Source organism: Methylosarcina fibrata AML-C10, from assembly GCF_000372865.1.
GTDB classification, from domain to species: Bacteria; Pseudomonadota; Gammaproteobacteria; order Methylococcales; family Methylomonadaceae; genus Methylosarcina; species Methylosarcina fibrata.
In genome coordinates this window covers 4,713,238-4,736,675 of record NZ_KB889965.1, presented here as the reverse complement: position 1 = coordinate 4,736,675, position 23,438 = coordinate 4,713,238, and the positions used below count along the sequence as shown (strand labels likewise).

The 23,438-nt window shown below is 49.8% G+C and carries 24 protein-coding genes; 1 reads left to right on the top strand and 23 read right to left on the bottom strand.

The window, feature by feature from the left end:
- Nucleotides 1-95: 95 nt before the first annotated feature.
- The 9 genes from A3OW_RS28910 to A3OW_RS0122410 form a co-directional block, all read right to left on the bottom strand.
- Nucleotides 96-2,396, bottom strand: a complete 2,301-nt coding sequence (locus A3OW_RS28910; RefSeq protein WP_020565711.1) for a methyl-accepting chemotaxis protein — start codon at nt 2,394-2,396, stop codon at nt 96-98.
- Nucleotides 2,397-2,453: 57 nt separating this feature from the next.
- Nucleotides 2,454-2,942, bottom strand: coding sequence for a chemotaxis protein CheW (locus A3OW_RS0122450; RefSeq protein WP_020565710.1), 489 nt, complete (start codon nt 2,940-2,942; stop codon nt 2,454-2,456).
- Between the two features lie 822 nt (nt 2,943-3,764).
- Nucleotides 3,765-4,829 (bottom strand): protein-glutamate methylesterase/protein-glutamine glutaminase, encoded by a 1,065-nt coding sequence (locus A3OW_RS0122445; protein WP_026223859.1) that lies wholly within the window; start codon nt 4,827-4,829, stop codon nt 3,765-3,767.
- 140 nt (nt 4,830-4,969) lie between these two features.
- Nucleotides 4,970-5,608, bottom strand: coding sequence for a chemoreceptor glutamine deamidase CheD (gene cheD, locus A3OW_RS0122440; protein WP_026223858.1), 639 nt, complete (start codon nt 5,606-5,608; stop codon nt 4,970-4,972).
- Nucleotides 5,609-6,092: 484 nt separating this feature from the next.
- Entirely contained in the window at nt 6,093-6,434 is a 342-nt protein-coding gene (locus tag A3OW_RS0122435) for an STAS domain-containing protein (protein WP_157385951.1), read from the bottom strand.
- A gap of 212 nt (nt 6,435-6,646) precedes the next feature.
- Nucleotides 6,647-7,159 (bottom strand): chemotaxis protein CheW, encoded by a 513-nt coding sequence (locus tag A3OW_RS0122430; protein ID WP_020565706.1) that lies wholly within the window; start codon nt 7,157-7,159, stop codon nt 6,647-6,649.
- A gap of 8 nt (nt 7,160-7,167) precedes the next feature.
- On the bottom strand, nt 7,168-9,285 hold the full coding sequence (locus A3OW_RS0122425; protein ID WP_026223857.1) for a chemotaxis protein CheA: 2,118 nt from the start codon (nt 9,283-9,285) through the stop codon (nt 7,168-7,170).
- Between the two features lie 42 nt (nt 9,286-9,327).
- Nucleotides 9,328-9,690 carry a response regulator gene (locus tag A3OW_RS0122420; RefSeq protein ID WP_026223856.1) on the bottom strand — a complete coding sequence of 121 codons (363 nt, stop codon included), beginning with the start codon at nt 9,688-9,690 and terminating at the stop codon, nt 9,328-9,330.
- Nucleotides 9,691-10,105: 415 nt separating this feature from the next.
- Nucleotides 10,106-10,549 carry a response regulator gene (locus tag A3OW_RS0122410; protein ID WP_232422418.1) on the bottom strand — a complete coding sequence of 148 codons (444 nt, stop codon included), beginning with the start codon at nt 10,547-10,549 and terminating at the stop codon, nt 10,106-10,108.
- Between the two features lie 401 nt (nt 10,550-10,950).
- Here A3OW_RS0122410 and A3OW_RS0122400 point away from each other — a divergent pair, with 401 nt between their 5' ends.
- Complete coding sequence (locus A3OW_RS0122400) at nt 10,951-11,487, top strand: hypothetical protein (RefSeq protein WP_026223855.1); 537 nt, start codon at nt 10,951-10,953, stop codon at nt 11,485-11,487.
- Between the two features lie 67 nt (nt 11,488-11,554).
- Here A3OW_RS0122400 and A3OW_RS0122395 read toward each other — a convergent pair whose 3' ends face one another.
- The 14 genes from A3OW_RS0122395 to A3OW_RS0122330 all read right to left on the bottom strand — a co-directional run bounded on the left by A3OW_RS0122395 (nt 11,555) and on the right by A3OW_RS0122330 (nt 23,437).
- Entirely contained in the window at nt 11,555-11,947 is a 393-nt protein-coding gene (locus tag A3OW_RS0122395; protein WP_020565699.1) for a DUF2802 domain-containing protein, read from the bottom strand.
- A gap of 168 nt (nt 11,948-12,115) precedes the next feature.
- Nucleotides 12,116-12,847 carry an RNA polymerase sigma factor FliA gene (locus A3OW_RS0122390; RefSeq protein WP_020565698.1) on the bottom strand — a complete coding sequence of 244 codons (732 nt, stop codon included), beginning with the start codon at nt 12,845-12,847 and terminating at the stop codon, nt 12,116-12,118.
- Complete coding sequence (locus A3OW_RS0122385) at nt 12,844-13,677, bottom strand: MinD/ParA family protein (RefSeq protein WP_020565697.1); 834 nt, start codon at nt 13,675-13,677, stop codon at nt 12,844-12,846. Before A3OW_RS0122385 ends, A3OW_RS0122390 begins: the two co-directional genes overlap by 4 nt.
- Before the next feature lie 31 nt (nt 13,678-13,708).
- Nucleotides 13,709-15,112: a flagellar biosynthesis protein FlhF gene (flhF, locus tag A3OW_RS0122380; protein WP_020565696.1), complete on the bottom strand. Its 1,404-nt coding sequence runs from the start codon at nt 15,110-15,112 to the stop codon at nt 13,709-13,711.
- 16 nt (nt 15,113-15,128) lie between these two features.
- On the bottom strand, nt 15,129-17,222 hold the full coding sequence (flhA, locus tag A3OW_RS0122375) for a flagellar biosynthesis protein FlhA (protein WP_020565695.1): 2,094 nt from the start codon (nt 17,220-17,222) through the stop codon (nt 15,129-15,131).
- Between the two features lie 3 nt (nt 17,223-17,225).
- Nucleotides 17,226-18,359 carry a flagellar biosynthesis protein FlhB gene (gene flhB, locus A3OW_RS0122370; RefSeq protein ID WP_020565694.1) on the bottom strand — a complete coding sequence of 378 codons (1,134 nt, stop codon included), beginning with the start codon at nt 18,357-18,359 and terminating at the stop codon, nt 17,226-17,228.
- 138 nt (nt 18,360-18,497) lie between these two features.
- Nucleotides 18,498-19,271: a flagellar biosynthetic protein FliR gene (gene fliR, locus A3OW_RS0122365; protein ID WP_020565693.1), complete on the bottom strand. Its 774-nt coding sequence runs from the start codon at nt 19,269-19,271 to the stop codon at nt 18,498-18,500.
- 3 nt (nt 19,272-19,274) lie between these two features.
- Nucleotides 19,275-19,544, bottom strand: a complete 270-nt coding sequence (gene fliQ / locus A3OW_RS0122360) for a flagellar biosynthesis protein FliQ (RefSeq protein ID WP_020565692.1) — start codon at nt 19,542-19,544, stop codon at nt 19,275-19,277.
- Nucleotides 19,545-19,562: 18 nt separating this feature from the next.
- Nucleotides 19,563-20,321 (bottom strand): flagellar type III secretion system pore protein FliP, encoded by a 759-nt coding sequence (fliP, locus tag A3OW_RS0122355; protein WP_020565691.1) that lies wholly within the window; start codon nt 20,319-20,321, stop codon nt 19,563-19,565.
- Nucleotides 20,314-20,757, bottom strand: a complete 444-nt coding sequence (gene fliO, locus A3OW_RS0122350) for a flagellar biosynthetic protein FliO (protein WP_020565690.1) — start codon at nt 20,755-20,757, stop codon at nt 20,314-20,316. The genes fliP and fliO overlap by 8 nt, the downstream gene beginning before the upstream one ends.
- Complete coding sequence (gene fliN, locus A3OW_RS0122345) at nt 20,757-21,122, bottom strand: flagellar motor switch protein FliN (protein WP_026223853.1); 366 nt, start codon at nt 21,120-21,122, stop codon at nt 20,757-20,759. The genes fliO and fliN overlap by 1 nt, the downstream gene beginning before the upstream one ends.
- A gap of 40 nt (nt 21,123-21,162) precedes the next feature.
- Complete coding sequence (fliM, locus tag A3OW_RS0122340) at nt 21,163-22,161, bottom strand: flagellar motor switch protein FliM (RefSeq protein WP_020565688.1); 999 nt, start codon at nt 22,159-22,161, stop codon at nt 21,163-21,165.
- A 3-nt stretch (nt 22,162-22,164) separates the two neighbouring features.
- Nucleotides 22,165-22,659 carry a flagellar basal body-associated FliL family protein gene (locus A3OW_RS0122335; RefSeq protein WP_020565687.1) on the bottom strand — a complete coding sequence of 165 codons (495 nt, stop codon included), beginning with the start codon at nt 22,657-22,659 and terminating at the stop codon, nt 22,165-22,167.
- A 451-nt stretch (nt 22,660-23,110) separates the two neighbouring features.
- Complete coding sequence (locus A3OW_RS0122330) at nt 23,111-23,437, bottom strand: flagellar protein FliT (protein WP_020565686.1); 327 nt, start codon at nt 23,435-23,437, stop codon at nt 23,111-23,113.
- Nucleotide 23,438: the final 1 nt, after the last annotated feature.

The window sequence follows — 23,438 nt, the reverse complement described above, 5'->3', positions numbered from 1 at the left end:
CGGAATTCAATCCGCTCCGCGCAAAATAATGTCGACGGGTAAAAAGCTGTCACCGGCTATTGTATTTATCTTCACCCTCTGCCGTATTAATCGCGCTAAAACTCGATCCACTCGTCGACGCCTTTGGCAGCCGGTTTTGAGCTACCGGTTGTCAATCGCGCCGGAGATTTCCGGGAAGGGCCCGATAAGCTCGCGGCAGTGCGGCGCTGCGGCTCGGCGGCGCGTTTGCCGAAGGCATCGAGGCGGAACTGATCGACAGTCTCCGATAGAGTCGCCGCTTGCTCCTCCAGCGACTCGGCCGCCGCCGCTGCCTGCTCGACAAGAGCGGCGTTCTGTTGAGTAACTTCATCCATTTGCGCAACCGCGGTATTGACCTGCTCGATACCGGAGCTTTGTTCCACCGACGCAGCCGCAATCTCCGACATGATGTCGGTCACTCGTTTTACCGAGGTCAGGATTTCTTCCATGGTTTTGCCTGCTTCGAGCACCTGTTTGCTGCCGTCCTCGACTTTTTCGACCGAATCGCCGATCAGTGCTTTGATTTCCTTCGCCGCCGCCGCCGAACGCTGGGCCAGATTCCGCACTTCGCTGGCCACCACGGCGAAGCCTCGCCCCTGTTCTCCTGCCCGCGCGGCTTCGACCGCCGCATTGAGCGCCAGAATGTTTGTCTGCAAGGCAATGCCGTCGATCACACTGATAATATCGACGATCTTCCGTGAACTTTCGTTGATGGCATTCATCGTGTTGACCACCTGTTGTACGACATTGCCGCCCTTGCCTGCCACGTCTGCCGCGGTCAGCGCCATTTGATTGGCCTGTTTGGCGTTTTCGGCATTTTGTTTTACCGTAGAGGCGAGTTCTTCCATGCTGGAAGCCGTTTCTTCCAGGCTGGCGGCCTGCTGTTCGGTGCGGTGCGACAAGTCGGCATTACCGGCGGAAATTTCCTTGGCAGCCGTATTGATGGAATCGGTGGCCTCGCGGATGGTCATGACGGCCTGCGCCAGGTTGTCGACCGAAACGTTCACGTTGTCGCACAGTCTGGCAAAGGTTCCCTGATAATTAGTGGAAATTTTTTCGGTAAGATCTCTTTTCGCCAATGCCCCCATCACCCATACTACTTCATTGATGGGAGCGACAATGGCATCCAGAGTGTCGTTGATGCCTTTGACGATGCGCCGGTAACCGCCCTGATGCCTGGCGGCATCGGCGCGCGTTTCCAGATGGCCTTCTGCCGCCGCCTGCACGAGCAGGTCGGTATCCGCGATCAGCGCCTTGAGATTGGCGCGCACCTGCTCGATGGTGGTGTTGATGAATGCCTTCTGGCCGGGAAATTTGTCGAGCGGTGCATCGAAATTGCCTTCCCCGAATTCCTTGACGCAGTCCATCGCTTTCTTGTTCATTTCGATATGGCCCGCAACCATTCCGTTGATTCCTTCGACTACGGTTTTATAGACTCCCTGAAAGCGGTCAACGTCGATCATCCAGTCGAGATTGCCCTTGCCGTGCTCCTCGGCCATCAATTGCTGACAGGTGATAAGGCCGTTCAATACTCCGATGCTGACGTTGAAATTCTTCCTCAGCATAAGGAAATCGCCTTTATACTCGGTGGTAATTTTCTCGGGAATTTCCCCCCTGGAAATATCGCCGATATATTTCGTCGCCACGGCCAGAGGATTAATGAGCGCTTCCAGAACGCTGTTGATGCCTTTGGCGATGTTCCGATACATTCCTTCATCAAGCTCTTCCGGCTTTGCGCGAATCGACAACAAGCCATTGGCGGTGGCTTCGATAATTTGGTTCATTTGCTCATGGAATCGAGTTTCGGTCGTGCGGTCGACCCATTCGACTACCGAGCCCAAACGCTGCCCTTGTGCGTCGATAATGGGACTGGCCGTCAGACTGAAAGCGCGCCCACCCACGTTGATCTGCGCTTTATGAATAGAGGAAAGCTCCGACAGAATGCGCTGCTGATGCATCGGATTCTTATGAAACTGATCCATACTGGAGCCGATGAGACGATCCGTATCGAATCCCGGAAAGACTTTGCGAAGATCGGCTTCCGCATTCCTCATCATTTGCGTAACAGCCGGATTCATATAGATGATTTTCCGATCCTTGTCCGCAATCATCACACAGGAAGTGACCGTCTCCAGGGCAACCTTCAGTCTTTGGAACTGAGCCAACTGTTCGGCGCTGACATCGGTCGCCCGGCGCCCTTCCAATGCCCGGCGCTCCAAAGTCGTCTGTGTATTTTTTAAAGCCCGCATCAGCGGGACGACAACATCGTTGCCGGATGTCTCGATGGGTTCGGAAAAGTCCCCGACAGCCAGTTTATCGATGATTTTGACCGCTTCATCGATTCGTGATTTTACTGCGTTGTTGCCGAATAGTGCCATTTTGATGCCTCTCTCACTAAAGTGAAAAATTTATATTTATAACTGTTGAAAATCGGTTCAGGCGGCGGCTCTTTCGATTAAAGCCATGTCTTTGGCGGACATCAGCCGTTCGATATCCACTAAAATAATCATCCGTTCATTGGCCGTGCCCAATCCGATCAGATATTGGGTATCCAGGCTGGAGCCGAATTCAGGCTTGGGATGAATTTGTTCCGGCGTCAAAGAAATCACGTCGGAAACGCCGTCCACGACCATGCCGATGACCCTTCCGCAGACGTTCAGAACAATCACTACGGTAAACTGGTTATAGACTACGTCGGCTAATTTAAACTTGATGCGCATGTCGACGATCGGCACGATAACGCCGCGTAAATTGATGACTCCCTTGATGAAGTCCGGCATATTGGCAATTCTGGTGACCGTTTCGTAAGCGCGAATCTCCTGAACAGTGAGAATATCTATGCCATAATTCTCCTCTCCGAGCGTGAAAGCCAGGAATTCCATTCCCGTAACCATGCCCTCTCCCTGCTCTTGTTTATCTTGCATAAATACTCCCGATTTTTAGATATGCCGACATATCTTTATTAATTACCAGAAAATGAAACCTCTCTATTCAAGACTCATCGCCGGCCGTTACAGGCAATTAAACCTGACTCATCGTTTTGACCGATGTTGATAAAACAAAGCCGGATGCTCGAGGCTTTTCCGAAAGAGCCTTCCTCCTGAAACAATGTCCGGACGAAAAAATTTCATTACATAACTCGGAACCGTCCAGAGAATCCTGTCGGCTGCGCCAGATGCTCAATCTGCCCTGCCCTTTATGGATAACGTATCTTTTCCAATGGATTGGTTCTTTTATAAGTTTTCGCTTGCTCAAGCATTAGAAGCCACTCCTGAAGCATAGTAAAACCGGGCCACAAGTCAATCCAACCCATCGATTTTTTGACAAGGAAGCGAATTAGGACCGCGAGTTTCGCACGGGGACTGAACAACTCGCGCGTACGGACCGATTCGATCCCTTTCCAATCGGATCATGCCAGGTATATGGATCGGTGTTCCCAAACTTATCTTTTCAATCGACTCTTTCTAGCCATAAACATGATTCGCCTTGTTTTTGCATACCGGATTTCACAGAACGATTTCAATGGATTAAAAACAGGATGTCCGATCGGATTTTCAAGTGTTGAAGACATGGCAGGAGAGCAAAGCAATTCCCGAACAGGACGCAAGATCAAGAGCAGCAAGAAATTCCGTTCCCGAGCCTTTTCGGTTCGCCTGCATCGCTCTTATCTTCGGGATGAAAAATTTCTCCAGTCGAGGATAATGTCCCGAGGTATGAAAATATCCGGGATTTTGAGGAAATCGCGCTCAAAGTAACGTCAGGATTTTGCCGGAAACTTCTTCTAACGGCAAAACATAATCCGTGCACCCCAATTTATAAGCTGTTCCGGGCATTCCCCAGACCACGCTGCTCTTTTCGTCCTGGATCACTGTTTTTGCACCGGCATCATGCATTTCCTTCATGCCGCTGGCGCCATCGGAGCCCATTCCCGTTAATAAAACCGCTACGGCATTGGCGCCGGCAGACTGAACCAGGGAACGAAACATTACATCAACGGCGGGTTTATGCCGATTGACGGGCTCTCCGTCATCCAGTTGAACAATGAATCTCAAACCTTCTTTGATTATCTTCATATGCCGGTCGCCCGGCGCCAAATAAATGTAGCCGGGCTCCACTATTTGACCTTGTTTGGGGATACAGGCTTTCATTGGGGTGACAAGATCAATATGCCTGACAAACGACTCGCTGAACGCCGCGGGTAAATGCTGTGTTATAACAATCGGCGGGGTGCGTGCAGGAAGCCCTTTTACGACAGTCTTGATCGCTTCCGTTCCTCCTGTCGAAGCGCCGATTGCGATAATTTTATTGTTAAGCGAGATCTGTTTTACCGGGCCGCTTTTTAAATGAGGTAAAGCCGGCGTTTTATCGTTTTCTCTAGCAGCGAAAGTTTTATTGTTGTAATTTTCTATCTTGGCCAGGGCCGCTGTTCTTACCTTGCCGATGATCTCTTCCGAATAACTCTCCAGCGTACTGGCAATGTCCATTTTGGGCTTGGTGATGAAATCCACGGCGCCCAGCGCCAGGGCTTCCAACGTCACGTCGGCGCCTTTTTCGGTGAGCGTTGAAATCATGACGACCGGGGTGGGACGCAAACGCATCAGATTTTTCAAAAAAGTGATACCGTCCATTTGCGGCATTTCGATGTCCAGAGTCAGTACGTCGGGATTCAGTTGTTTGATCATGTCCCTGGCAATATAGGGATTGGCCGCGGTACCTACTACCTCGATGTCGGATGAGGAATTGAAAATTTCAGTTAATATTTTTCTTATTAACATGGAGTCGTCTATGACTAGTACCCGTATTTTATTCATGTGCTCTTCTTGCAAAGTTCAGTGTGGCGCCATAGTCTTTACTGATTCAAGTCGTTTCGGACGCCCTCCCGCGCTCCCCGGCAACAATAGAAAAGCTTTTTGCATACTTGCCGAGAAATAGGCGGAAAGGCTTAAAATCGCTAAAAAAGCTCAACCTCGCTTTCTACGGAAACGTTCTTGATGCTGTTGAAATATTTCCGCTCTCTTTGCGCAATCGTATCGTTATGCAGGTCTTTAATTTTTTTCATGCAGACTTTTCCCGTCTGAGGAAAATAGATGATTTTTCGCGGATAAACGTCGCCCAAGTCCTGCGACGACAGTTTTAATCCTTCCTGCTCGACATAATCCAGTACGAAATCGATATTTTTCATTCCGACATCGGTCAAAGTCGGCAGAATCTTACCGCCGCCAAAAACTTTGACTTCCAGGTTTCGCCTTTTCCCCCCATTGCTCAGAATCGTATTAATCAAGTGTTCCATGGCATAGTTTCCGTAACGGGTAGCTATCCCGACAATGGATTCGCTACTGTTTTTCAGTGACTCGTAATTACTTACAGGAAGCATAAAATGATTCATTCCGCCAATACCCAACTCCTTGTCTCTGATGCAAGCCGCTACGCAGGAGCCTAATACCGTTGTAATCATCTCATTGTCGTGAGTAACGTAATATTCTCCCGGTAGAATTTTAGCCGCGATGATGTCTCGGTCCCGATCCCAATAACGATTGACATGTTCAAATCCGGCTATTGAAGGTCCTTTGATTTTAATGATAGCAGTCATTGTGAATTACTTGATTTCCAGTTAAATGGTACGGAATTTTCCTTGAATCCGATGAAGACCTATTTGAGGATTCTGCATCTCCCAATTAGATAGATTCTGCGGGGTGGGCAATGTTAAAGGCTGTTTTCGCGGTATTGATTCTGGACCTCCTGATCCGAACAATTGGGTCGTTACAGAAAATCTGTAACAAGGCCAGCCACGCCTGACCAAATCAAAGACTGTCCAAGTTGAATAATTAGGCGCGATCCGAACGGGTTTGACAGGAACCGGCTCTGCCGTCCTCGACAGCCGGGACCGTCACGCAGTCTTGGCCAGGAAATATTCTTCTTGTCCGATCCATCTTAGGACAAAGCATGATCCAAAGCTCTTCGCTTATAAAAACTCAAAGGCTAGTCAGACTGGTTTTTTGAGCTCTTTTTCCGGAATTAGTCGCGTTTTTGTTTTTAGTATTGTCATTACGGAAATCTTTTACATTAATTTTTTCTCAGGCTGGGTCTATTTCAAGTATATCCAATAATCCGAGCAGTTCGGCGGATTCGATGAATCGCAGGGAAGGAGCGGAAAAAACGATTGGTTTTTGTTGTTTTATTGCTTCTTTTTTCAACGCCGTCAGTAATTGCAAGGTCGCTGTATCGATCGAGGCGACCCGGGAAGCATTGATTTCGACCGAGTCGTTTGCTGACAAGCTTGTTTTCAGTTTTTCATGCAAATTCACGACATTTTGCATGGTGAGCGTCGCATCCAGAATAATCACCGGTTCGGCGCCGTCCTCAACGCCGGCCGCACCGGGAATCTGATGTTCCAATAAATCGGTAGTCGTATTCATAACGTATTTATTGCTCTCGTCCTGTAAAAAGATGGGCGCCCGCGGGGCTTTCAATCAATTTCAACGTTCGTATCCGTCACCAAGGATCTTTTTTCCTACGGGCCGATTCAAAAAGTTCAGTAACCGAAGTCGCCATGCCCTTGTCCAGGAGCGGCCGTGTCCTTAAAACATCAACGAAAACTCTCAGTTTCCGGTGAATCCATTCATTGCCGTCAACCGTCGTTTGTCTCTAATTCTTCCAGTTTCATCAGCTTCTCTACGTCCAGCAGGATGACCATCCGCTCATTAACCGACACCAGACCCTGAATAAATTCATTGCTGACTTTTGCTCCAAAATCAGGCGCCTCCTGAATTTTGCTTTTATCTATGGTAATGACGTCCGATACCGAATCGACAACCACTCCCATGGTTCTGATTTTACTGCCTTCCCTCGTTTGCAAAACCACAACAACGGTCAGAGGCGTATAATCGGTAAACTTTAGCCGGAATCTTTCCCGTAAGTCGATGATGGGTACAATGGACCCGCGCAAATTAATGACCCCTTTCTCGTAATACGGCACATTGGGCACCCGGGATACCGGTTCCCAACTGCGAATTTCCTGAACCCGCAGAATATCCACGCCGTATTCTTCATTATCCATCGTGAAGCTCAAGTATTGAGCCGTGTCCAGCGTTTTACTGTAGCGATTCCGATCGGAGGTTTTAAGTTCGAACTCTTGAACCATATCTGTTCTCATGCAGTTGCCGAGCATGCCTGGTTCTGACGATTTGAAAAACGCACCAGCCCCGGCACATCGAGAATCAGTGCAACGGAGCCGTCCCCTAAAATAGTTGCGCCGGAAATACCTTCCACACGACGGTAATTGGCTTCCAGCGATTTGACCACCACCTGTTGCGGCCCCAGCAATTCATCCACAAATAAGCCGCACAATACGCCCTGCCTTTCTACAACGACGATCACGCCTTCGGATGATTTTGTTTTTCTTGGCTGCACATTAAAAATCTCGTGCATTCTGATGATGGGAATGTATTGATTCCGCAACCTGAAAGCTTCGCCCTTGCCTGCTATCCGGTTGAGCATTTTCTCGGTGATGTTGATGGATTCTATGATGGAAACCAAAGGCACGATATAGGTTTCATCGCCCACGGCAACCGACTGACCGTCGATGATCGCCAAGGTCAAAGGAAGATGAATGGAGATGGTCGTTCCCTTCCCCATCTCGGAAATAATCTCGATGTTGCCGCCCAAGGCCTGAATGTTTTTTCTGACGACGTCCATGCCGACGCCGCGGCCGGAAATATCGGTAATATTTTCCGCCGTTGAAAAACCCGGCATGAAGATTAATTCAAAGGCCTGTTTGTCGCTTAGAATGCTGTTTTCCCCGATCAGCCCTTTTTCGACCGCTTTGGCGATCAGCTTGTTTCTATCCAGGCCGCGGCCGTCGTCAATGATTTCAATGACGATATGACCGCCCCGATGATAGGCCTTCAACTCGATGACGCCCGTTTCCGGCTTTCCTGCCGCCACTCTGTCGGCCGGCATTTCGATACCGTGATCCAGACTGTTTCTTATCAAATGCACCAGAGGATCGTTGATTAATTCAACGACCGCCTTATCCACTTCGGTATTTTCGCCGGCCAGTTTCAACTCGATTTTCTTACCTAATTTGGCGCTGATGTCATGCACCAGTCGGGGAAAACGGCTGAACACGAAGCTGATAGGCAGCATTCGAATATTCATGACGCTTTGCTGCATGTCGCGAGTATGACGTTCAAGCTGCGACAGTCCCCGTCTGAGCTGGTCAAGTTGGTCCATGGTGAAGTTTTCGCTGATCAAACCCAACATGGATTGGGTAATGACCACTTCTCCCACCATGTCGATCAAAGCATCAATTTTGGCGGTATCGACGCGGATGGAACTAGAGCTTTTCGCGGAAGATTTAGTCTGATCGTTCTCGGTCTGCAGCAATTCGGACTTAATGGCGGGCTCGTTTCCGCCAACCGGCGCTTTCATCTCTTCCTTAGCGGCTTTTGAATAAGCAGTTTCTTTGATCGCAGGTTCCGCCAGGATATTCTTAACTTCGGGCGCAGGTTTGGAGGGAGGCGATGTCAGCGGCTGAATATCGAGTTCGCAGTCGCCTTCAACCCAGGCAAACACTTCATTAATTTCATGAAGGGAAATATTCCCGACCAGTTTTATCGTCCAGGAAAGATTGCATTCCTCCGGGTCCAGCTCATGGAGACCGGGCACGTCCCGCGTGTTGACCGATACGGTGTATTCGCCCAATTCGGCAAGCTCCCGGAAAATCCGGACAGGATCGTTGCCGGTTTTCAATAAATCCAGATAGGGGCAAAAAGCGATTTTCCATCCCTGCTCCGATAATTCCGATTCTTCGTCGGCTTCAACAGATGAAACGATCTGTGCGGGAACCTCTGCATGCGGGTTATGCGCTCTTTCAGGAGAACCGTTGAGTTCGCTCTCCAATGCGTCTTTATATTTTCCTACCGCCGCCTGATCGATGCTCTCCCCTTCCTGTATTGAAGTAAGCATCGTTCTGAGACAATCCACCGAGCCGAGTAATACGTCAATCGCCGGCTGCGTAACTTTTCTTCGGCCATCCCGCATTTCATCGAGCAGGGTTTCCATGACATGGGTAAAATCGGCCACGTCGTTGAAACCGAAGGTCCCGCTTCCACCCTTTATCGAATGGGCACCTCTGAAGATGGTGTTGATTACTTCCGCATCAATATCTCCGGTATCGAGGTTCAGCAAACCGGATTCCATCGCATCCAGTCCTTCGAAGCATTCTTCGAAAAAAACCTGATGGAATTGTGACATATCGATAGCCATAGATTTCCCTAAAGATATCTTAAATTATTAAAACAACATGAATTACCCGAGAACCTTTTTTAGAGTTCTTAATAATTGCTCAGGATTGAAAGGCTTGACGATCCAACCTGTAGCGCCGGCGGCTTTTCCCTGCTGTTTTTTTTCCAATCCGGACTCGGTGGTCAGCATCAGCATCGGTATGTATTTGTAATCGGGTAATGACCGCAAATCCCGGATCAAGGTGATACCGTCCTTATTCGGCATATTGACGTCGGTAACTATGCAATCGAACTGTTTGAACTGGGCTTTGGTCAAAGCATCGACTCCATCTACCGCTTCTTCAACCTCATAGCCGGCACCTTTTAATGTAAAGGCCACCATTTTTCTCATCGAAGCTGAATCGTCAACCGCAAGAATACTTGCCATTGTTTTCTCCATTACTGTTTTTTTTAAGCTAAATCGGGCCCAAACCTTGCCACATCAATCCTTTTTGAAAGTATAGTTAAAGAATTTTTTTTTGTTGCTTTTGTATTGCCTACGTCAGGAGAATTTTCCCGAGCCATCGCAATACCTTTTTCATGCCGTTATCCCCCGGACGGATGCAACAAAATAATAAAGAGGGCGCAATAAACGGAGCTCTTTGCGAAACGGATGAAAGTTTTTGGAAACTAAAGTTGATGTGCCATTAAAATGCTCCCATAAAGTCAGCTATGAAAAGAGCGGCAGTTCAAGTTCGGCAAAAAAGAAGAGATCGTAACGGGGATCAAGGAAGATCGAATCATCCTCCAGACTCAGAAAAAACATCGGCGAATCGAGCGAGAAAAATAAAGCCGGAGGCCGATCAAGACAGCATGCTGCCAATTTTCTTCAATAAATCGGCGGGTTTATAAGGTTTTATTATATAAGCGGTGATGCCTGCCTCAATCGCTTCCTTAACCTTGCTGCCTTCCGATGAAGACGTCAGCATAATGAAAGGAGTTCCCGCCAGTTTGGGGTCTTCTTTGACCGCTTTGAACAAATCCAGTCCGCTCATCCCGGGCATGTTCCAGTCGCAAACCACGAGATTAACCTTTATTCTTTTCATCAGTTTAAGCGCTTCCTGACCGTCCGGTACATCGAAGACATGAGCGAATCCGGCATCTCGCAAAACAGCCTTGGTCATACTGCGCATGGATAAGGCATCGTCGACGATCAGGATTTTATTTTGTAGTTGTTCGTTGGTTAATTCCATTGTAGTTCCAGAAACGAGATCTATGAAGTGATAAGTCCTAACAGAATCAGGCAAACATATGGCGATATTCGCCTGCAAACGCACGTTATGACTGAACCGGAGATACTCGCCGGTTATCGTATTAATCGGCGTTTCAGACGGCTTGTTTCCGTCCTTAATCTATAATAATAGCAAAAACGGATGAATTAGCACTGTCATCTATACCGTTGATGATCACCACAATCAATATAAAAATGAATTTCGTCCGGGATTTTTTCACTATTACTCCCGGCATTATCAAAATCAATAAGAAGGAAGCCGCAAAAAGCTTTTATCCAATTTCCGGCTATAATTTTTATGTACCATGAGAAACTTTTATTTTTGGCCGTTTAAAAGTCCGCCTGCTCTCGCCCTGCCCGAAACTAATGCATGAAATTCTTTCGCTTTTTTTGGTTTGAACATTATTCTGGTGAAATGTGACTTATTCCGATTCCGTAAAGCCCGATCTTGACTGGAGCCAGGTTCGAGAGACAATTAAATTATTGTCATTGTCGGCGGCACAAGTGGACGTTATTTTGCAGGAGAGCGATTTATCGGTAAATACGCTGACTGAAGCGTTTACCGAAATTGTCGAGAGCATGCAGACAATCAATCATCATCTGATGAGTCTCGGCGACTCCGATGAAAGAGAGCTGGCTCTGGCCACCTGCTCGGACACGAAAGATAAAATACAGGCGGCCATTATTGCTTTTCAATTTTACGATCGAATGCAGCAATGCCTGCAACACGTTACTTCGAATTTGAGAGGACTGTCGCAGCTCGTGGCAGCCCCCGACCGGCTCTATAATCCCGATGAATGGCGCAAGTTTCAGAATCAGATACGGGCCCGCTATACAATGGAATCCGAAAAAGTAATGTTTGACGCCATATTAGAAGGCAAGTCCATCGACGAGGCCATTGCAGCGAAAGTGGCTTTTCAACAGGATCAAGCCGACGATATTGAATTATTCTAGTCTCTTGCGGACAAGAGCATAAGCGGAAGCTTTATCGGTATGCTCGATACGCCAAGCCGAACTACTGTCAGCTACGTCTATCCGAACCATGTAAGCGGATTAATAAGACGGCCTCATCCCGGCATAAGTTGCATTCGCGCATTAAGTCGTCAACAGTCGCGCCGTTGCGCACTCTGTGTATGATCGAGCTGTAAGGATCCGGCGATTGTTCGTCGACGGATTGAACTACGGAAGCCCGCGAGGATAATGCCTGCAATTGCTCTTCAGCCGACGCCAGACGGTTCTCCGACGCCACCAAGGACGCATACAAGCCGGCAATGTCCTGAGCGTTGCCTCGCACGTTGTCGAACAATACCCGATAATCACCCTTAAGCTTGAGGTAAGCCCGCACGAGCCAGACGAGCGCGACGACAATCGTTACGACGGCATGGGCAAGGGCAATCAGAAAAATTTGAGTCATTAAACTTTATAAAATTAAAAAGTTGATCGAATTAGAAAGATCCGATGTTTTCCAATGCATGCTCTGCAACATACTGTTATTATAACATTCGTCCGTCTTGGGGCTCTTTCAAAGAAAACAGGAAGTTGCAAATAAAGCTCATTAGATATGAGGAAATAGCAATTTTAACTATTTTTGTTCCATCCATCCACTTAATCTCGCCCGTAATCTTAAAATCGCCTGCGAACAGATTTGGCTCACCCGCGATTCGCTTATATTCAAGACTTCTCCAATCTCCCGCAAATTGAGTTCTTCCTCGTAATAAAGCGACAAAATGAGCTGTTCGCGTTCAGGCAACCCTTTAATCGCCTGGGCCACAGCGTTTCTCAGGCTTTCACGGCCCAGGCCGGCAATGGGTTCTTCGACAAAATTCGTCGCTTCATCGAGATAGTGATCTCCTGCTTCGGCCAATTCTTCGACACTGAATAAACGGCAACTGCTGGCATCGTCAAGAATGCGGTGATATTCGTCATGATCGATGCCCAGATAGTCGGCGATCTCCGAAGCACGGGCGGCCCGTCCTGTTTGATTTTCGATTGTTCGAATGGCTTCCGTGACACTTCGCCATTTTTTATGCACCGAACGGGGAGTCCAATCGGAACGCCTGACTTCATCAAGCATGGAACCACGGATACGAATGCCGGCATAAGTCTCGAAACTGGCTCCCTGCGTGGAATCGTAATTTTTAATGGCCTCCAGTAGACCCAGCATGCCGGCTTGAATCAAATCGTCGACCTGGACCGAATCCGCCAGCCTGTTCAATAAATGGTAGGCGATCCGTTTGACCAGAGAGGCATATTGCAGGATGCGTTCATCCGTGTCTCCTTTCTGAATGGAACTGTACATGGCCACTCTGCTCATAAGAGGCGCTCCTGGGAGTTGTACCGGATCATCCGCTCGATAAAAAACTCAAGATATCCTCCCGTCTGGGATTTCAGCGGCATGGCGTCGATTCTTTCGGCTATGGCTTGTATGGCCAGCGAAACCTCGCTTTCAGGATATTCCAAAACGACCGGGCTCTGCTGCTGAACCGATTTGCGCAAATTGAGATCGTACGGAACGGCTCCTGCGAATTGCAGGTTGACGTCCAGATAATAATCGGTGACTTTGCGCAGTTTCTCGAACAATTTCTTCCCTTGCCGGATGGTCGGCACCATATTGGCAATCACGTCAAATTCCCAGATCCCGTAATCTTTATATAACAGCTTGATGAACGCGTAGGCATCGGTCAATGAGGTCGGCTCATCACAAATCACCACCTTGATTTCCTGACAGGCGCGAACAAAGTTGATTACGCTGGCGGAAATTCCGGCCGCCGTATCCACGATCAGAATATCCATCTCCTGGTCGATTTCGCTAAAAGCCCGGATCAACGCCGCTTGTTCGATCGTTGAAAGTTCGGACATTTTCTGAATTCCCGAGGCTCCCGGAATGACCTTCAATCCACAGGGACCGTCCAGCATGATCTCGTCCAGGGTTCTCTCTCCCGACAACACGTGCGCAAGGTTGAATTTGGGGTAAATTCCCAACAGGATGTCGACGTTAGCCAGTCCCATATCGGCATCCAGCAGCGCCACGCGCAGACCCATTCTGGCCAGGGCAACGGCCACATTGACAGATACGGTGGTTTTACCCACGCCTCCTTTTCCGCTTGCAACAGCAATGACTCGAACGGGTTTGGCTCTGTTCATTTTTCTTATTCCTGCTGCTTGATCCGATGACTTATGCATAGCCTTGCGCCATACGCATTTCATAATTTTCAGGATAGTCATAGCCGTTTTTTGATCCCGGCTCGATCATGCAATAGTCGACAAGAGAGCGGGCGGCGGGCACGAAGATGTCCTCGGGCACGCGCTGTCCGTTGGCAACGAAGGACAAAGGGAGACGATGTTCAATAAGAGAGGAAATGGCAGAGCCTACTGCAACGGCCTCATCCAGTTTGGTCAGGATAGTTGCCTGCGGTTCAAAAATCCGAAAAGCTCGGATGATGTCATTCATTACCTTGTAATCCGTGGCCGCGGACATGACCAGATACGATTTGACCTGACGCAGCGTATTAATCTGTTCGACCAATTTCATATCGCGCTGGCTCATGCCTGCGGTATCGATCAGGATAAGGCGCTTGTCCATGAAACCATTGATCAGGCCAAGCAATTCGTCGTTAGTGGACGCTACCCGAACCGGAACACCGAGAATGCGCCCATAGGTATTCAGTTGGCCAAACGCTCCGATGCGGTAGTTATCGGTGGTAATCAAAGCCACCTGATTCGATCCATGCTTTAAAATAAATTGAGCCGCCAACTTGGCAATCGTTGTGGTTTTTCCTACTCCGGTAGGGCCAACCAATGCAGCAATGCCTCCTGTTTCCAGGATCTCGTCCTCTTCCATCGGCAACATGTCCGCCAGCATGTCCCGAGCTTTCGAAAAAGCCGTCTCGATATTGGACTGGCTGTGCAATTGGCTGACGACGTGGGCGCTCGTCTTTTTGGAAATTTCCATATTCTCCAAGCGCTGTAACAGAGAGTCTTTCAGAGAGTCCACCTGGTTTCCCGCGGGCTGGCCGGATTCCATTACCTTTCTGTCGAAGGTCATTCTCAAGGATTTCAGCTCATTGCACATTTCCATCAGCAACTTGTCGGAAAGACTGTAATGATTTTCTTCAGCCGCTTTACTTTTCTCAACCGGTTTTGCTTTTTCTGCAGGTAAAATCGGAATCACAGGTTCAATCCTTTTGGCGCTGGCCCGACTTTCAGAACCGGGACTGCGCAACTGCAATTTTTCGGCATAGCCGACGTACTGATCGACAGCCCCCCGCAGAGGGCGCGCAGATGCCGACGATCCTTCCGAATTCTTTTTTTCACCCTGGCTCATGACCTCGGGCCGTCTTTTTTCTGAAGAAAAATCAGGCTCTTTCACGGCATTAGGAGGAGGACTCGGCCGCCGCTCGGGCGTCTGCTCCCGCAATTTGTTGTGAATCGCCTGCTCATCAAAATCTCGCGCCGCAACAATTTCAATGCCGCCATCGACGCTCCGATTCGACAAAATAACGGCATCGGCGCCCAATTCTTCCTTTACCATACGCATGGCCTGGCGTATTTCTTTCGCAAAAAAACGTTTAATTTTCATCGTCCTGTCTCATCTGTTAAATACGTCTCCCGACAGTTGAAACCACTTTGATCTGACGATCCGGCGGGATTTCATTGTATGCCAGGACATGTAATCCGGAGATGGAATGGCGGACGAATCGGGACAACCAGGGGCGAACATAGGAAGACACCAGCAATACCGCGGTTTGCCCTTCCGTTTCCATTTTTTGAGTATTTTCCTGTAGTGACTTATGCATTTGTTCAGCCAATCCTGGTTCGATGCCGGCGCCATTTTCACCTGCCGTCTGCAGAGATTTATGCAACAACTGTTCCAATTCATAATCCAGAGTCATTACCGGCAACTCGTTCTGTATCCCACTGATTTCATGGACAATAAGTCTTCCCAAGGAAGCACGTACCGCCGAGGTGAGAATGTCGGGATCTTGACTTTTAATGCCATACTCCGCCAAAGTTTCGGCAATGGTCCGCATGTCGCGAACCGGCACCCGTTCCTGCAGCAGGTTTTGCAAGACCTTGACCACCAGCCCCAGCGGCAGGATTTTCGGCACCAGGTCCTCGACCAGTTTGGGCGCCGTTTTGGCCAGATTATCGAGTATTTTTTGCGCTTCTTCGTAGCCGAATAATTTATGCGCATGAATTTGCAGAAGGTAGCTCAAATGGGTGGCTACCACGGTACTGGGGTCCACGACGGTATACCCCAGGGTTTGAGCGTAATTTTTCTGGGAAGGCTCGATCCAGAATGCTTCCAGGCCGAAGGCAGGATCCTGGCAGGGCTTTCCCTGAAGCGTACCGAAAACGCGGCCCGGGTTAATCGCCATCTCCATTTCCGGCATGATCTCGGCCTCGCCTACGGTGACTCCCATCAGTGAAATCCTGTACGCGGCCGGATTTAAATCGAGGTTATCCCGAATATGAACCGTGGGGACTAAAAACCCCAACTCTTGCGACAGTTTTTTGCGCACGCCTTTGATACGGGCCATCAATTGCCCTCCTTGATTCTTGTCGACCAAGGGAATGAGACGGTACCCTACCTCAAGCCCCACGACATCGATGGGCATCACGTCGTCCCAGCCCAGCTCCTTGACTTCGGCCGCGGCGGGAGAAATTTCCTGCGGATAATTGACGTCCACCAGTTCGGCCTGTTTATGGCGTCTGTCGATCAGGAAAGCGGCTCCCGCCAGTATCGAAGCCAGCAGGATAAAGACCAGATTGGGCATGCCCGGAATGAGGCCCAAAACGCCGATAACCCCTGCCGTAATCATCAGCGCCTTCGGGTTTTCAAACAGTTGAGCGCTCACCTGTTGGCCGATGTTCTGACTACTGCTGCCGACTTTAGTGACGACAATGGCCGAAGCCGTCGAGAGCAATAAGGAAGGAATCTGCGCGACCAGCCCGTCGCCAATGGTCAGCAAGGTATAAACCTGGGCCGCATCGGCAAAATTCATGCCGTGTTGACCGACGCCGATAGCCAGACCGCCCAGCATGTTGATGAACAAAATGACAATGCCAGCCACCGCGTCGCCCCGGACGAACTTGCTCGCACCGTCCATGGAGCCGTAAAAATCGGCCTCCGTGGCGACTTCGGCACGGCGGGCCCGGGCTTCATCCTGAGTGATCAGGCCGGCATTCAGATCCGCATCGATCGCCATTTGTTTGCCCGGCATCGCATCGAGCGTAAACCTGGCCCCGACTTCGGCAACCCGTCCCGCCCCTTTGGTGACGACCACGAAATTGATCACGACCAGAATGGCGAACACCACCAGACCCACGGCAAAGTTTCCGCCGATGACAAAGGCGCCGAACGCTTCGATGACTTTCCCGGCGGCATCGCCGCCGTTATGGCCTTCCAGCAAGACGATGCGCGTGGATGCGACGTTCAACGCCAACCGCAACAAGGTCGCCAACAGAATCACGGTCGGAAAGGCCGCAAATTCGAGAGGCCTCAGCGTATAAACCACCACCAGCAGAATGATCAACGAAAAAGCGATATTAAAGGTAAACAGCAAGTCCAGTAAAAATGCCGGCAAAGGCACCATGATCATCGCCAGGATCATGATGATGACCAGAGGCGCGCCCAACTCGGCTTTGCCCAGGAGCTTGACTGCTGCGGTAATTCTATTTAATTCCATAACTTAACCATTCCGTTCGAATTCATCGGGCACCTGAATATTGGCCGGCGGAATCGGCTCGGCCCAGCGGTTTGCTCTGGCGGTTTTCAACTGATAGACATAGGCCAGCACCTGCGCCACCGCCAGGTAGAGCCCTTTTGGAATTTCCCGGTCGATTTCGGTCGAATAATACAAGGCTCTGGCCAAAGGCGGCGATGCAACCAGAGGTACGTTGGACCCGGACGCCAGCGAGCGGATTTGAGCGGCAATCAAATCCACGCCTTTGGCAACCAGAACAGGCGCTCCGTTTGCATTCTGGTCGTACTTCAAGGCCACGGCGTAATGCGTGGGGTTGGTCACTACCACGTCGGCCTTCGGCACTTCTGCCATCATCCGGTTTTGCGCCATTTCCATCTGAATCCGGCGCTGCCTCGCCTTGATTTCCGGTTTTCCTTCCGTTTCCTTCATTTCATCCTTGATTTCCTGCAGGGTCATTTTCAGCTTTCTATTGTGATCCCATAACTGATAAGGCACGTCGATCATCACGACCAGTATCAGAGACGCGCTCAGTATGAGAAAACATTGGCCGACGATTTGCAAAGCGTGAGCGATGGACCGGTCTACAGGCTCGATGCCGAGCCCGACCAGTTCACCCAGGAAATGCCGGGACAACAGGATGGCGACTCCGAAAATCAATACGATCTTCAACAAGGCTTTGATCAGTTCGCTTAAGCCGTGCAGAGAAAAGATCCTGGCGATGCCCTTGACGGGATCGAGTTTTTCCAGTTTGGGTGCGACGGCTTCCCAACTGAACACCCAACCGCCCAGCGCCAACGGGGCCGCGATGGCCACGGCGACCATAACGGCAACGATGGGCGCTATCACTAAGGCGCCGTCGATCAGCGCCTGCTTTAAGTAAACAAGAAGACTGAGGGGATCAAACAACACTTCCCGCCGGAGCTGAAATTGTTTCCGCATCAGATCCACCAGCCTGTTGCCCATACTTTCCCCCAGCATCAGCAGGAGCATGGCGCTGGCAATAAGCATCGCAAACGTATTCAGCTCTCTCGAACGGGCAATCTGACCTTGCCTTTGCGCCTCTTCCAGACGCTTGCTGGTCGGTTGTTCGGTTTTTTCCTGATCTGAATCTTCAGCCATAAGATACTAGTTCAATTGAAATCAAGACAGTCGGCTCCGCCAGGCCGGTGCGGTCGGGAAGCTCATCGTCCGAAATGATCGGTAATCTTCACCGGAAACTGAAGGCAATGGATTTTTTCGAGTCACCACACGAAATTATCACAGTCTCAGCAATTGTTCCGCCAGTTCGTAAGCATCGGTTAAAATTCCGGAAAATTGTTCGAGCACCAACGGCAAGGTCAGCCAGATCAGAACGATTCCCAGTAAAAGGGTCACCGGAAACCCCACCGAAAAAATATTCAGTTGGGGCGCAGCGCGCGTCGCCACGCCGAAACCGATATTGACCAACAACAGGCTGATCATCAGAGGCATGGCCAGCAGCAAGCCGCCGGCGACCATGCGGCTGCTCCAGGTAATGACGGCCCAGAGGTCGGCCTTGGCCAGTCCTTCCACGCCCAGGGGCAAGCTCCTGAAACTGTCCAGCAGCATTTTTATCAGCAGCAAATGGCCGTCCAGACCGAGAAAGATCAAAGTAGCGGCAATCACATAAAATTGCGCAATCACCGGGACTTGCTCGCCGTTCTGCGGATCGACCATCGACGCGAATCCCAAGCCCATGTTCAAGGCGATGCCCTGCCCTGCAAAGATGATCGCGGAAAAAACCATCTGCAGGATAAATCCGATGGTCAGACCGATTATCACTTGCTGCACGGCAATCACGCCCCCTTCGTAACTGAACGGGTCCACGGACGGAAAAGGCGGCAATAACGGCATTACCACCAACGTTATCGCCAATGAAAGAATCAATCTGACGCGGGGCGGCACGCCTCGAAGGCTGAATAGCGGAAGAGCCACAAACATGGCGCTGATCCGGATCAACGGCCATAAAAACGAAGCCGTCTGCTCCAGAATTTGCGCTTCGGTAAAATTCACTGTTTATCCGATCAAATGAGGAATGTCTCTGATCAGACCCTGAAAATAATCGAGGAACAGTTGCAGCATCCAGGGTCCGATAATCAATAAAGCCGCTCCGATGATGATTAGTTTGGGAACGAACGTCAGCGTCGATTCGTTAATCTGGGTCGCTGCCTGAAACATCGCGATGATCAGGCCGACCGCCAGAGACGGCAGTAAAATGGGAGCGGTCAGTTTAATCGCCACCAACATGGCGTCCTGGCTGACACGGTAGATGATTTCCGGCGTCATTTTCGTGATTCCTGCGGGTCAGCCGACGTAGAAACTCGCCGCCAGCATTTCCATGATCAACGACCAGCCGTCGGCCAGAACGAACAACATGATCTTGAACGGCAAAGAAACAATCATCGGCGACAGCATCATCATGCCCATGGACATGAGGACACTGGCGACCACCAGGTCGATGATCAGAAACGGCAGGAAAATCAGAAAGCCTATCTGAAACGCCGTTTTCAGTTCGCTCGTGACGTAAGCGGACAGCAGTATTGAAAAAGGCACGTCCTCTTTAGTCTCTACTTCGCTGTGTCCGGATATTCTGACGAACAATTCCAGATCGGCTTCCCGAGTTTGCTTCAGCATGAACTGTCTGAACGGTTCGGAAGCTTTCGTTAAGGCGGCTCCCGCGTCGATTTTTTCTTCGAGATAAGGCTGCACGGCTTCGCTATTGACCTTCTCGAAGACCGGCATCATGATGAAGATCGTCAAGAACAGGGACAATCCCAACAAGACCTGATTGCTCGGCGCCTGGCCGGTGCCCAGAGCCTGGCGGAGCAAACTCAATACGATCATGATGCGGGTAAACGACGTCATGGTCAGCAACAACGCAGGCAACAGCGTCAACAATGTCATCAACGCAAGAATCTGGAGGGTGACGCTGTAAGTTTGACCGCCCTGGCTGTTCGTGGTCACATTGACCGCGTCGATGCCCGCCCCAGCAAAAGCCGGCGTCTGGCCGATCAACAAGACGGTCACGATGCCGAAAAGAGAGAACAACACGGAGCTACGCATCGGAACGCGCCTTGATCGCCTCCACCAGTTTCAAGGCAAAGCCGGATTTTACCGGCCCTTTCCCCTTTTCTTCATGGCTCAGGCAGTCATCGCCTTCCAGTACGAGCAAAGTTTGAATTCGGCCGGGCGTCACTCCGAGAATCAGTTGCTTCCTGCCGGCTTGCACCAGGAGGATTTTTTCCCGCATGCCCAAGGAGAGTCCGCCCACCACACGCATTTTTTCGGCATTGTTCGGGTTGAGCCCGGTAAGCTTTCGCATTCCCCAAACGCAAAGAAAAAAAACGGCCAGCACAATCATCAGGCCCAGAATCCACCCGGCAACGTCTCCGGCCGCCACGGTTCCGGCCGTCTGTCTTGAATTGTCCGCGGCCGCCAGGGCCCAGCCGGCAGGCATCCATAGAAATAAAACGCAGGATACGGCAACTTTGGCAGACATCAGGCTAATCTTCTGACTCGTTCCGATAAACTGACGATGTCCGTCACCCGGATACCGAATTTGTCATTGACTACCACCACCTCGCCGTGAGCAACCAGAGTGCCGTTCACCAAAATATCCAGCGGTTCGCCCGCCAGGCGGTCAAGCTCAACTACAGAACCTTGATTTAACTTCAAAAGATTTCTGATGCTGATTTGAGTCCGGCCAAACTCCATGGAAAGGGTCACCGGAACATCCAGGATAACGTCAAGATTGAGCTCGTCCGAAGAAGCTCCGGATGTTTTCTGGCCTTCAATCGGGCCATGACTTATTTCCTCAAAAGCGGACGTTGTTAAATCATCGGTTTCAACGGCTTCTTTACTCATTTTTTTCACAAATTATCAAGTAATTGTCGACCGAAAACCTTCAGGTTGATTCGGCTCTCGGGATCTTGTCAATGATTTGCACGGCATAATAACCTTCCGAAGTGCAAGGCCTTCCGGTAAACACGGAAACGCCTTCCGCCTTGAGCGACAAAGTCTTCGGCATGTCGAAAGGGATGATGTCGCCTTTTTTCAAGCGTAGAACTTCGCTGATGGAGAGGCTTTTTTCCACCAGAAAAGTATTCAAGTTCAATTTGGCCTCCATGACTTCGTTGCGCAACGCCGTTCTCCACTGCACGTCCGATTCCGTGTTGTCGTTGTCGAAACTGTCCAGTAAACCTTTGATCGGCTCTACCATTGCATAAGGCATTAGAATGTTGATGTCGCCTCCGCCGCCTTCCAGTACGATATTGACCGTCGAGATCATCACATAATCCTCGACGCCGATGATGGCGGCATAATTCGGGTTGGTCTCCGAGCTCAAGTATTCAAAACGGATTTCCATGACCGGTTCCCAGGCATTTTCCAGCCCTTTAAAGATCATGTCGAGGATCTTTCGGATCACCCGCATTTCGGTCTTGGTAAACTCCCGGCCTTGCGGATTGGCCTCAAACTGCCCATTGCCTCCGAAGAAGTTATCCACCACGGTAAATACAAAAAGAGGGTCCATGACGATCAACGCCCGACCTCGCAGCGGAGAAATCCGGACGATATTCAAATTGGTCGGAGCGCGCAGCCGATCCATATAGTCCGAGAATTTTTGAATCTGAATGCCCGATACGTAAATTTCCGGGGAACGATGCAGTAATTTAAAGAGCGAAGCACGGAATGAATTGGAGAACCGGTCGTTGATCATTTCCAGCGTTCGAATATGTCGGCGCAGAATGACTCTTTCCTGGTTGCTGAAGTCATAATTTTTAACGCCGTCCTGCTCAGGAAACGTATCGTCTACGGTTTCGGCCGCAGGCTCAAAATCTCCATCATCGACACTGTTAAGAAGCGCTTCAATTTCTTCCTGTGAGAGCAAATCTGCCGCGCTCATACGTTATTGCATTACAAATGAAGTAAAAAATAATTCTTTAACCTGACTTTTCCCTGTCATTTTCTTCAAAACTGTCGTCACTTCCTGCAACATGGCCGCACGGAGTTTTTCTTTTTCTTCCCGAGTGATTAAATTATCCGCGTTCTGGGCAGCCAGCATCATTAATAAATTGTTGCGTATCATCGGTTCGTGTTTTTTTACCGCTTCCACGGATTCTTCACCGGCCACCAGCAGAGAAACCGAAATTTGAGCAAGCTGAATCGAAGAATTGTCGGGGAAATTGACCGTGAGAGGTTTATTCATCTCGTAATAGAGCTCTTCCGGAGCGGCTTCCTCTTCTTCCGAATGCGCTACCTTTTCAGCTTTGGCTGAATCGTGTTTCAAAAAATAAAAAGCGGCTCCTGCGCCTCCCGCCAGCAAAATCACGACGGCGGCAATGATAAACCACTTTTTTCCCGACTTTTTGTCTTTTCCGGCCTTTTCATCAAGTTCTGCCATAATGATTTTTTTGTCTTAAGTAATCAAAGGACTATTATCAGTTTCTAATATTATTGATAAAACGTTCCAGTTAATTATAGACACTGACATAAGAAAGGCTAGGCGAGGACGGAGTGTTTTCATCAAGTGTTTTTGCGAAGCAGAAGCAATCTGCCGGGTTATAAAACCGGGCAAAATGTTGGAAGCACCGCTTCGTTTTCAGAGTTCTTAAAGTTTTTAATTGACTTGGAGAACAGCGACGTCAAAGCTGTGCTTTATATTGACTGGGACAAGCTTGAAAAACGAGGCAGGAGGACAAGGGTCGCACCGAGAAAAGCACGACAGTTATCTTTCCTTGAAGAAGGCTGAAATAATCCGTTTTCGCGCTTTTTTCCTGTCGGCGATCGTCCGGCCGGATCAATCCTCCACGGTGGACGATCAATGTACAACCGCGCAACGAAACCTTTCGGGATTAAAACAGACCATACGTCTGCATCAGTTTTTGTTCGGTTTTGATACTTTTGATCTGGGCAGCAAGCTGGCTGCGCCCTTCTTCGGCAATTTTCCGGATTTCCTGCTGATCTTCGACCATCTTACGCAAAATGATCTGCAACTCTTTCTGTTCCGGGACCGTTAAGTCTGCGCCCGGATCATTTTTTTTAAGGGCGTCGATTATCCGCCCACACTCGGACTCCAACGCCGCCAGAGCAACCCAGTCACCGTCGAGGGCTGCGGCTCTTTGCCTGGAAACGGTATCGGCAAGCCGACGATACAATTCGAATGGGCCGGTTGCATCCATA